Raw genomic sequence first — 9,325 nt, forward strand, 5'->3', positions numbered from 1 at the left:
GATGTAGACAGGTCTGTCTACTTACGCTAATCTATGCCTGAAAAATAACGCTGTCAACATCCGTTTTGAGGCTACCGAAAAGTGAAAACCGAGCACGCAGGCAACGAAGCAAAAATCAGCGTCAGGGATAAAATATTACTGACGGCGCACGATCTGTTTTATTCTAATGGCTTCAGGGCGACGGGGGTGGATACGCTGATTAAAGAGGCGAAGGTGACCAAGGTGACGTTTTATCGCCATTTTCCGAGTAAAAGTTTACTTATTCTCGCCTACCTGCACTATCGACATGAAATATGGATTAACTGGTTTGAGACCACGCTGCGTCGACATCTTGATGAAGGCGAAATACCTTCTGATGCGATATCTGCAACCCTTTATGAATGGTTTATTTCGCCCGAGTTCCACGGCTGCGCGTTTATTAATGCCAGCGCAGAAGCCAAATCCGAGGATATAGAAAGCGAAATAAAAGCGATATGCCGCGATCATAAAATCGAAACTAAAAATATGATTGCGTCGCTGACGAAGATCGCTGATGAGCGCGTCGTCAATGAAATCACGCTGCTTATTGACGGCGCCATTATTCATGCACAAATGGGCATGGATTCAGAGACGGTAATAAATGTGTTAAAAAGTGGGTTAGAGGCGTTGACCGGTCAGAAATAAGTCCTGAATCTGCCGCAAGCGGCGTGGAGCAAGTATTACGGTAGCTGGAATATCGACTCACCGAATCGGTAAGCTATTTATGCAAAGGAAACGAAAAATATGAGAACGCAGAAACGATGCCTGGGATGCGTGGCTATCGTGGTTGATGACTACGATCGCGCCATTGAATACTACACCGACAGGCTGGGTTTTACCCTCGTAGAGGATACGCCCCAACCGGGGAAACGCTGGGTAGTCGTCTCACCCAACCCGGAAAGCGACTGCAATATCCTGCTGGCTCGTGCCTCTAACGAAAGGCAGGAAGGTTTTATCGGTAATCAAAGCGGTGGCAGAGTTTTCCTGTTCCTTCAGACGGATGACTTTTGGCGCGATTACCATGCCATGAAAGCAAAAGGCGTTCATTTCTGCGAAGAACCGCGTGAGGAAGAGTACGGTACGGTGGTGGTGTTTGAAGATATTTACGGCAACCGCTGGGATCTTTATCAGAATGCGCAACCGTGAATATCACCATAAATGATGTGTCATTCGCCTTTCGTCGTGCACGCTTCCCAGCAGAGCGTACTCAACATTATGGGGACGTCTGGCTCTCGTCCCGCTGTGCCAGCGACAGCGCGCTGGCGCTGGCAGGATCGAACAGCGAGATGCTCTCAATCTGATTAAGCAAAATCACCTTGCGGAATGACATGGCGCTGCGGGGTTCAGAGTCGAGCGTAATATCATGTTCCGCATACCACCTGCTGTAATTATTCTCGATACGCAGATTCATCGTCTTCGCATCCCGGTACCCGCTCAACATTGGGATCAGCACGATATTGGCCGTTTTTTCATATTCCAGCGTCGCGGTGTGGATCATGCCGACGTAAATCCGCCGCGACCGGAGTGTGACCTGCGCCAGCTCGCCTTGCTCCATACACTGATAGAGCAGTTGTTCAATCCCGCTCGCCTGCGCAAGCCGTTTGTAGAGCTTTTTCCGGCTCTCGCCGTCCAGCCTGGCGCTCCCTGCCCAGTTAGAGCGGTAGAGGCAAAACAGAATGGCAAACGCCAGCATTACGACCACCGGCGCCTGAATGCCTAAAAAGCTCCAGTTCATAAAGTCGATTTGCCAGTCGGTGTATTTCGGTGAGGCAAAGTGAAAAGCGTTGTTGGCGGCGGAAAGGGCGAACAGCAGCAGCCAGAGCAATCCCGTGGCGATTACGCCCTGCAAAACGAAAATACAGCCGTAAAGCGCGACGAGAAAATAGACGTCCCAGCCAAAGGAACGCTTGATTTTAAAGCGGGTCGACAGGTCGCGGCTGGTGTACCAGTACCCGCAGACCATCAGCACCATAAATATCGCCGTTCCCATATCAGGCCCTCTTCAGCGTGTTGACGTGACGCAGAAAGTCCTGCCGCACCTCGTTGCTCTTGTAGTTAACCGAGGCGTTCCCGTCCTGGTCGATAATGATGCGATCGCCATCTTCCACGGCTTCAATAATTTCCTGCTGACTCATCACCTGCAGTAAGGATTCCGGGCTTGAGAATAGGGAGAGAAAGAAACGTTTCATGTCAGGCATCCTTATGAATAAAAAGGATAAGCCTGGAAGATGACGGCTGAATTTGCCTTAAGGATAACCTGAAAGTGAAAGCCGGGTGGCGGCTACACCTTACCCGGCTTATAAAAGCGTCAAATGATCGAGTTTTCAAATTGTTGATATTTATGGGTAATAAAAAATAAACTTGCACAAACTTGGACAAATAACGTTAATTGTGTAAGTTTTAATTATGCGATTACGCCACGTTGTTTACAGCCAGGATGTGACCCATGAGCACTTTGCCCTCTGTCGTGAGTCGGTTTATTGAGTACTACGCCGCACTGGATAGCCAGCCGCCGACCGCGCTGGTCGGGCTTTACCATTCGAATGCCACTCTTATCGATCCGTTCGGCGAGCACAACGGTATTTTCGCGCTTCAGCGCTATTTCACCCATCTGCTGGCAAACGTCGAGAAATGCCGTTTTGTCATCGATCCGCCACTGTGCAGCGGGAACCGGTTTGTTGTCACCTGGGTAATGCACTGGTCGCATCCGCGCATTGCCGGAGGCGAGCCGCTTGAACTACCCGGATGTTCGGTGGTGGACACCGAAAACAATCTCATCACGCGTCAGCGGGACTTCTACGATGCGGGAGAGATGATCTACGAACACCTCCCTCTGCTGGGCTGGGCGGTACGCGGCGTGAAGCGGAGGGTCAAATCATGAAGACGGTGCTGGTTACCGGCGCAAGCTCTGGCATCGGCGCGGGGCTGGCGAAGTCCTTTGCCGCTGACGGCTACCACGTGATTGCCTGCGGGCGCGATCCGGCGCGGCTTGAAGCGCTACATCAGACCTGCCCCAATCTCACCGTTCACCCGTTCGATATGACAGACAGGGACGCCTGTCGCCAGGCGCTGAGCGGCGTTTACGCCGATCTGGTTATTCTATGCGCCGGTACCTGCGAATATCTCGACGGCGGCGTGGTGGATGCGGCGCTGGTGGAGCGGGTCATGACCACCAATTTTCTCGGGCCAGTGAACTGCCTGGCCGCGCTGCAGCCGCAGCTGGTTGCCGGTAACCGCGTGGTGCTGGTGAGCTCGATGGCTCACTGGCTTCCCTTCCCGCGGGCAGAGGCCTACGGCGCGTCCAAAGCGGCGCTGAGCTGGTTTGCCGACAGTCTGCGTCTGGACTGGGAGCCAAAGGGGATTGCCGTGACGGTCGTCTCTCCGGGATTTGTCGATACCCCACTGACGCGCAAAAACGATTTTGCCATGCCGGGTAGGGTGAGCGTTGACGAAGCGGTAAAGGCGATCCGTACCGGGCTGGCAAAGGGCAAAATGCATATCGCGTTTCCGGCCGGGTTTGGCCTTATTTTGCGGCTGCTCTCCGGGCTGCCCGCATTTTTGCAGCGCACGCTGCTGCGCAGGATGGTGCGCTCATGAACATTGCAATTATCGGCAGCGGCATCGCCGGGTTGACCTGCGCCTGGCGGCTGGCAGGGCATCATCAGGTAACCCTGTTTGAAGCGGGCACCACGCCCGGCGGCCATACCGCGACGGTTGACGTCTCAACGCCCCAGGGCACATACGCGATCGATACCGGGTTTATTGTCTACAACGACCGCACCTATCCGCGCTTTATGGGTCTGCTCAGCGAGCTCGGCATCAGCGGGCAAAAAACGCAGATGAGCTTTTCAGTACACAACCCCGAGACGGGGCTTGAGTACAACGGCCACACGCTGACGTCGCTGTTTGCCCAGCGCCGAAACCTGGTAAATCCGGCATTCTGGCGGCTGCTCGGTGACATCGTCCGCTTTAACCGCCTGGCGAAACAGGCGCTTGAAGGGGAGGTCGATCCGAACGCAACGCTGCAGACGTTTCTGGACCAGCACGGCTTCACGCCGTTTTTTGCGCGCCACTACATTCTGCCGATGGGGGCTGCGATCTGGTCGTCGTCACTGCAGGAGATGAAGCGTTTCCCGCTGCCGCTCTTCCTGCGCTTCTTTCATCACCACGGCCTGCTGGATATCACCCAGCGTCCGCAGTGGTACGTGGTGCCGGGCGGCTCGCGGGAGTATATCCGCGCCATGCTGCAAAAACTGGGCGACCGCCTGACGCTGCACCTGAACACGCCTGTTCTGCGGGTGAGCCGCCACGCGCGCGGGGTCACGCTCCAGCTTGAAAACGGCAGCCACACCTTCGACCAGGTGATATTTGCCTGCCACTCCGCCCAGGCGCTGGCCATGCTTGAGGATCCTACGCCCGCGGAGCGCGAAGTGCTGGGCGATATCGGCTGGCAGCGCAACGAGGTTGTTTTGCACAGCGATCCGCGCTGGCTGCCGGTGCGGCAGCGCGCCTGGGCCAGCTGGAACTACCGACTGAGCGCGCAGGAGCAGGCCAGCGCCTGCGTCACCTACAACATGAACATTCTGCAGGGTCTGCCTGCGGGCAGCCCACTGTTCTGCGTCACCCTGAACCCGGACGAGCCGGTGGATGAACGCTTCGTCCTGCAACGCTTTGTCTATGAGCATCCGCTGTTTAACCCGCAAAGCTGGCGTGCGCAGGCGCGCCGTGGGGAGATCAACGGTCATCACCGGAGCTGGTTCTGCGGCGCTTATTGGTACAACGGTTTTCATGAAGACGGCGTGCGCAGCGCGCTGGACGTTGTCAATGAAATAGCCGCCGGGGAGGGGAACTGACATGAACAGCTGCCTCTATCACGGCGTATTGCGCCACCGCCGCCTTCAGCCGAAAACGCATGAATTCAGCTACGGCGTTTTTATGGCCTGGCTGGATCTTGATGAACTGCCGCTGCTGGCGTCCGTCGGCGTGCGGCGCAACCGCTTTGCCGCCGCCGCGTTCCATGACGCGGACTATCCGCTCGGCACGCCGCTTAAAGAGAACGTGCTGAACAGGCTGGAGAGCCTGACCGGGGAACGTCCCGCAGGGCGGGTCATGCTTCTGACGCAGCTGCGCTACTTCGGGTTTCATTTCAATCCGGTCAATTTTTACTACTGCTATGACCAGGAAAACACGCTTCGCTGGGTGTTGGCGGAGGTGCGCAACACGCCGTGGAACGAGCGCCATTATTACGCGGTCGACGGGCAACATGCCCGGCCCACGGAAAAAGCGTTTCACGTTTCCCCCTTCAACCCGATGGACATGGTCTACCACTGGCGCTTCAACAACCCGGACAACACGTTGCATATGCACATTGAAAATCATCAGGAGGCGAAGGTCTTTGACGCCACGCTGGCCCTGCGCCGGGAGCCTCTGACCCGCCCGGCGCTGCGCGCGCTGCTGCTGCGCATCCCGCTGATGACTCTGAAAACCGTTTTCGCCATTTACTGGCAGGCGCTGAGGCTGTGGCTCAAGCGCGTGCCGCTGTATAACCATCCCGTCAGCAGGAGTGAACGCTCATGACCGATCCCGTCTTTGCGCTAGAACCCGATATCCCGCGCAACGTCCGCATCGCGCGATGGCTGCTGTTTCGTCTGTTAAGCGGCATTCGCGGCGGCTCACTCACCCTGCGTGAAGGGGCGCAGACCTTCCATTTTGGCGAGACATCCTCCGCGCTGCACGCCGACGTGCAGATCCTCACGCCCGGCGTCTACTGGCGCGTCTTAACGGGCGGTAGCCTTGCCGCCGCAGAAGCCTGGATGGACGGCGAATGGGAGACCGCGCAGCTTACGCCGCTTCTGCAAATCCTGGCCCTCAACGGCGAGGTGCTTGGTCGTCTGGAGAACGGGTTCCGGCTGCTTGGCCGACCGCTGGAGCGGCTGCGCCACTGGACGCGGCGCAACTCTCGTGCCCAGGCCCGCGAAAATATTGCCGCCCATTACGATCTGGGCAACGCTTTCTATGCCCATTTTCTGGATAAGGAACTGCTTTACTCCAGCGCGCTGTTTACCGCGGACGAGCAGGATCTGACGGCGGCTCAGCAGGCCAAAATGGCTCGCCTGTGCGAGCAGCTGGCGCTAAACCCGGGTGATCACCTGCTGGAAATTGGCACCGGCTGGGGGGCGATGGCGGAATACGCTGCCCGTCACTACGGCTGTCGGGTGACCACTACCACGCTGTCGCAGGAACAATATATCTGGGCGACCGAGCGCATTGCCCGCGCCGGGCTGCAGGATCGGGTTGAGGTACTGTTCTGCGACTATCGCGACCTCACCGGGCAGTACGACAAGCTGGTCTCGATAGAGATGATTGAAGCCGTCGGGCAACGCTATCTGCCCACGTTCTTCCGTACCTGTCAGGCGCGGCTGCGCCCCGGTGGACGGATGGCGATTCAGGCCATCACCATCCAGGACCAGCGCTACCGCGACTACAGCAAAAGCGTCGATTTTATCCAGCGCTATATTTTCCCCGGCGGCTTCCTGCCGAGCATTACGGCGATGAACGAGCTGATGACGCGCCACACCGATTTTGTGGTGCGCAATCTCTTCGACATGGGGCCGGACTACGCCCGCACACTGGCCCACTGGCGGCAGCGCTTTGTCCACGCCTGGCAGGAGATTGAAAAGCTTGGCTTTGATGAACGGTTCCGCCGCATGTGGCTGTACTACTTCGGCTACTGCGAAGCCGGGTTTAACGCCCGCACCATCAGCGTGGTGCAGCTGACCGCCGAGCGCGTATGAGACGCTACCTTCAGGTCTTTCTGCTGGCCGTCGCGTTCGATCTCTACTGGGCGCTGGTAGTGCTGTTTCGCGAACAGGGCCTGATTATCTGGCTCGGGCTGGCGATCCTGGCGTGCTTGCTCTTGCCGTCAGCATACCGTCTTTACGCCATTGTGCTGGCCGCGGCGGGCAGCCTGCTGGATGCGCTCTGGGCGCTGACGGGGCTGATTGCCTTCACGGGCGACTCCCTGATGCCGCTATGGATGGTGGCATTGTGGCTGATGTTCGCCGTGGTCTGGACGCAGCTTGCGCGTACCACCACATTACCCGGCTGGCTGCTGACCCTGCTGGCGGCCGTGGGAGGCCCGGTGGCCTACCTGATTGGCGAGCGGTTGGGCGCCATCACGTTTCTGGAGCCAACCTTTATCGTCGTCAGCTGGATGGCGCCGGGCTGGCTGGTGCTGATGCTGTTTTTCCACCTGCTAATGGGGAGACAAAAATGAGGGCTGCGGTTCTGCTGTTTTGGCTCATGCTGGTTGTTCCTGGTGCTCAGGCCGCCGACTGGCTGGCCTGGCGCAAGGTGGGCGACGCCACGCTGACCTGGGGGCCGTTCACGGTCTATACCTCTCAGCTCCGCACGCCGGATGGCCGTTACAGCCGGGACGATCAGGATCAGGCGCTGATTATTACCTACGCGCGCGACATAGATCGCGATGAACTGGTTGAGGCGACCCGCGACCAGTGGCAGGCGCAGGGGATCCTGACGCAGGAACCGCAAAGTGAAGCCTGGCTAAGGATGCTCCAGTCCCTGTGGCCGGATGTCCGACCGGGTTCACAGCTGGCGTTTGTTCTCAACGATAAGCAGGGGCAGTTCTGGTACCGCGCGTCGTCGGCGCAAAAATCTTTTATTCCGCTCGGTCCGCGCCAGTCAGAAGCGTTCAGCACCCGCTTTCTGGCCATCTGGCTCGATCCCCGCACGCAATATCCTGAGCTGCGTCAGCAGCTAATCAGAGGCAAAAAATGAAACGAATCCTGACGCTGGCGCTGGCATTCACGATGCTGCTGGCCGGCTGCAGTACGGAGGTGTCCGAGTATCGTCAGCAGCAGCCGCGGCTTGATATCTTCCACTACTTCCAGGGCAAAACCGAAGCGTGGGGCATGGTGCAGGATCGCAGCGGCAAGCAGATCCGCCGCTTTCACGTTGAGATTGCCGGGGACGTCATCGGCGATACGCTGACGCTGAACGAGCGCTTCGTTTACGACGACGGCGAGAAGCAGCAGCGGGTCTGGCACATTCGCCGCGTGGGGAACGACCGCTACGAGGGAACGGCAGGTGATATTGAAGGGGTTGCCACCGGGCAGGCCGCAGGCAACGCCTTTAACTGGCATTACAGCATGAACGTGAAGGCCAACGGCAAAACGTGGCTGCTGAACTTTGATGACTGGATGTACCTGCAGGATGAGACGCATCTGTTCAATAAAACCGAGATGAAGAAATTTGGCGTCACCGTCGCCACGGTGACGCTGTTCTTTACCCGGAATACGGAAGCTTAGTCGCGAACATCGCCGGTTTTGCTGCTGGAGTAAATGAAGTACAGGGCAATCCCCAGGCACACCACCGCGCCCAGACGGCTCGGTGAAAACGGAATAGCGGGATTGTTCAACCAGCCAAAGTTATCTATCAGCATGCTCATGGCGAGCTGGCCGAATATCACCGCCACCGTGGCGACGGCGGTGCCGATGCGCTGCACGGCGAGCACCATGATCACAATGTAGGGCACGCCGAACATCGCCCCGAGGAGCTGCCATTTCGGCACGTCCAGCAGCGTGACCGTCTGCTTAGGCTCAAAGAAGAAAATGAGCAGGGCGGTCACCAGCGCGCCGACGGAAAACGTCAGAAACGCGCTCTTGAAAACGCCCACGCTGCTGCCGAGCTGTCCATTAATTGCGGCCTGTATGCTCAGCGTCGCGCCGCCGCAGATGGCCAGAATTATCATCATCAGTGTCATGTGTTTACCCCTTTGCGACCAGTACCAGTGCGGCAATAATAAAAACCAGCGCCACGATGCGTCTTGCGTTTATCTTCCTGTGCGGCGTACCCAGCAGGCCAAAGTGGTCAATGATCAGGCTCTTAAAAACCTGACCTGCCAGAATGCCGATCATCGTCAGAGCGATGCCGATAGCGGGGGTGGCGATAGTCAGAATGACAACGTAAACAGGACCCAGCACGCCGCCAAGCAGCTGCCAGCCGGGCTGTGCGAAAAACGACGGACCGTTGCGCGGGCTGAAAAACAGCATCAGCAGAAAGGTCAGCGCGGCGCCGACCCCGAAAATGCTGAACGTGGCCCATAAATCGCCTACTTCTCCCCCTAACGGCCCCAGCAAACCCGCCTCGACGGAGAGGCCCATCCCGCCGGCAATCACCAGTAAAATCAATACAAACTGCATTATGCTTCCTCCATTTTCAGGCGAAGAAGATTACGTCGGTAGACATGTGAGAAAAATGCCATAATGCAGGAAACACCTTTGCAGGA

14 protein-coding genes are annotated in these 9,325 nt (G+C 57.5%); 10 read left to right on the forward strand and 4 right to left on the reverse strand.

Annotated features, from left to right (window positions below):
- Positions 1–81: 81 nt before the first annotated feature.
- Positions 82–663 (forward strand): TetR/AcrR family transcriptional regulator, encoded by a 582-nt coding sequence (locus tag IM303_RS03450; protein WP_193359587.1) that lies wholly within the window; start codon positions 82–84, stop codon positions 661–663.
- 99 nt (positions 664–762) lie between these two features.
- The gene (locus IM303_RS03455; protein WP_028013054.1) at positions 763–1,164 is read left to right on the forward strand and encodes a VOC family protein; all 402 of its coding nucleotides are present in this window, start codon (positions 763–765) and stop codon (positions 1,162–1,164) included.
- Between the two features lie 67 nt (positions 1,165–1,231).
- Here the strand turns inward: IM303_RS03455 and IM303_RS03460 are convergent, their stop codons facing one another.
- Both IM303_RS03460 and IM303_RS03465 read right to left on the reverse strand, forming a co-directional pair.
- Entirely contained in the window at positions 1,232–2,008 is a 777-nt protein-coding gene (locus tag IM303_RS03460; RefSeq protein WP_045261405.1) for a hypothetical protein, read from the reverse strand.
- A gap of 1 nt (position 2,009) precedes the next feature.
- On the reverse strand, positions 2,010–2,207 hold the full coding sequence (locus IM303_RS03465) for a hypothetical protein (RefSeq protein ID WP_024908361.1): 198 nt from the start codon (positions 2,205–2,207) through the stop codon (positions 2,010–2,012).
- Positions 2,208–2,464: 257 nt separating this feature from the next.
- Here IM303_RS03465 and IM303_RS03470 point away from each other — a divergent pair, with 257 nt between their 5' ends.
- The 8 genes from IM303_RS03470 to IM303_RS03505 are packed head-to-tail and all read left to right on the forward strand — an operon-like array spanning position 2,465 to position 8,345.
- The gene (locus tag IM303_RS03470; protein ID WP_041910128.1) at positions 2,465–2,899 is read left to right on the forward strand and encodes a nuclear transport factor 2 family protein; all 435 of its coding nucleotides are present in this window, start codon (positions 2,465–2,467) and stop codon (positions 2,897–2,899) included.
- Complete coding sequence (locus IM303_RS03475) at positions 2,896–3,615, forward strand: SDR family NAD(P)-dependent oxidoreductase (RefSeq protein WP_192971032.1); 720 nt, start codon at positions 2,896–2,898, stop codon at positions 3,613–3,615. The genes IM303_RS03470 and IM303_RS03475 overlap by 4 nt, the downstream gene beginning before the upstream one ends.
- Positions 3,612–4,871 (forward strand): NAD(P)/FAD-dependent oxidoreductase, encoded by a 1,260-nt coding sequence (locus IM303_RS03480; protein WP_193359588.1) that lies wholly within the window; start codon positions 3,612–3,614, stop codon positions 4,869–4,871. The genes IM303_RS03475 and IM303_RS03480 overlap by 4 nt, the downstream gene beginning before the upstream one ends.
- 1 nt (position 4,872) lies before the next feature.
- Positions 4,873–5,595, forward strand: a complete 723-nt coding sequence (locus tag IM303_RS03485) for a DUF1365 domain-containing protein (protein WP_048960632.1) — start codon at positions 4,873–4,875, stop codon at positions 5,593–5,595.
- Positions 5,592–6,812 carry a cyclopropane-fatty-acyl-phospholipid synthase family protein gene (locus IM303_RS03490; protein WP_193359589.1) on the forward strand — a complete coding sequence of 407 codons (1,221 nt, stop codon included), beginning with the start codon at positions 5,592–5,594 and terminating at the stop codon, positions 6,810–6,812. Before IM303_RS03485 ends, IM303_RS03490 begins: the two co-directional genes overlap by 4 nt.
- Positions 6,809–7,294: a DUF2878 domain-containing protein gene (locus IM303_RS03495; RefSeq protein ID WP_192971035.1), complete on the forward strand. Its 486-nt coding sequence runs from the start codon at positions 6,809–6,811 to the stop codon at positions 7,292–7,294. The genes IM303_RS03490 and IM303_RS03495 overlap by 4 nt, the downstream gene beginning before the upstream one ends.
- Entirely contained in the window at positions 7,291–7,815 is a 525-nt protein-coding gene (locus IM303_RS03500; protein WP_193359590.1) for a hypothetical protein, read from the forward strand. Before IM303_RS03495 ends, IM303_RS03500 begins: the two co-directional genes overlap by 4 nt.
- Entirely contained in the window at positions 7,812–8,345 is a 534-nt protein-coding gene (locus IM303_RS03505; RefSeq protein ID WP_028013063.1) for a DUF3833 domain-containing protein, read from the forward strand. The genes IM303_RS03500 and IM303_RS03505 overlap by 4 nt, the downstream gene beginning before the upstream one ends.
- Here IM303_RS03505 and IM303_RS03510 read toward each other — a convergent pair.
- On the reverse strand, positions 8,342–8,800 hold the full coding sequence (locus IM303_RS03510; protein ID WP_028013064.1) for a DMT family transporter: 459 nt from the start codon (positions 8,798–8,800) through the stop codon (positions 8,342–8,344). The genes IM303_RS03505 and IM303_RS03510 overlap by 4 nt on opposite strands.
- Before the next feature lie 4 nt (positions 8,801–8,804).
- Positions 8,805–9,239 (reverse strand): DMT family transporter, encoded by a 435-nt coding sequence (locus tag IM303_RS03515; RefSeq protein WP_028013065.1) that lies wholly within the window; start codon positions 9,237–9,239, stop codon positions 8,805–8,807.
- Positions 9,240–9,325 lie beyond the last annotated feature (86 nt).

This window comes from Enterobacter cloacae complex sp. P38RS (genome assembly GCF_014930775.1).
Taxonomy (GTDB): domain Bacteria; phylum Pseudomonadota; class Gammaproteobacteria; order Enterobacterales; family Enterobacteriaceae; genus Enterobacter; species Enterobacter bugandensis.

Bases quoted from the DNA above. Each gene is read 5' to 3' on its own strand.
- IM303_RS03455 (WP_028013054.1), top strand. From the start codon at position 763: ATGAGAACGCAGAAACGATGCCTGGGATGCGTGGCTATCGTGGTTGAT.
- IM303_RS03460 (WP_045261405.1), bottom strand. From the start codon at position 2,008: ATGGGAACGGCGATATTTATGGTGCTGATGGTCTGCGGGTACTGGTAC.
- IM303_RS03465 (WP_024908361.1), bottom strand. From the start codon at position 2,207: ATGAAACGTTTCTTTCTCTCCCTATTCTCAAGCCCGGAATCCTTACTG.
- IM303_RS03470 (WP_041910128.1), top strand. From the start codon at position 2,465: ATGAGCACTTTGCCCTCTGTCGTGAGTCGGTTTATTGAGTACTACGCC.
- IM303_RS03475 (WP_192971032.1), top strand. From the start codon at position 2,896: ATGAAGACGGTGCTGGTTACCGGCGCAAGCTCTGGCATCGGCGCGGGG.
- IM303_RS03480 (WP_193359588.1), top strand. From the start codon at position 3,612: ATGAACATTGCAATTATCGGCAGCGGCATCGCCGGGTTGACCTGCGCC.
- IM303_RS03485 (WP_048960632.1), top strand. From the start codon at position 4,873: ATGAACAGCTGCCTCTATCACGGCGTATTGCGCCACCGCCGCCTTCAG.
- IM303_RS03490 (WP_193359589.1), top strand. From the start codon at position 5,592: ATGACCGATCCCGTCTTTGCGCTAGAACCCGATATCCCGCGCAACGTC.
- IM303_RS03495 (WP_192971035.1), top strand. From the start codon at position 6,809: ATGAGACGCTACCTTCAGGTCTTTCTGCTGGCCGTCGCGTTCGATCTC.
- IM303_RS03500 (WP_193359590.1), top strand. From the start codon at position 7,291: ATGAGGGCTGCGGTTCTGCTGTTTTGGCTCATGCTGGTTGTTCCTGGT.
- IM303_RS03505 (WP_028013063.1), top strand. From the start codon at position 7,812: ATGAAACGAATCCTGACGCTGGCGCTGGCATTCACGATGCTGCTGGCC.
- IM303_RS03510 (WP_028013064.1), bottom strand. From the start codon at position 8,800: ATGACACTGATGATGATAATTCTGGCCATCTGCGGCGGCGCGACGCTG.
- IM303_RS03515 (WP_028013065.1), bottom strand. From the start codon at position 9,239: ATGCAGTTTGTATTGATTTTACTGGTGATTGCCGGCGGGATGGGCCTC.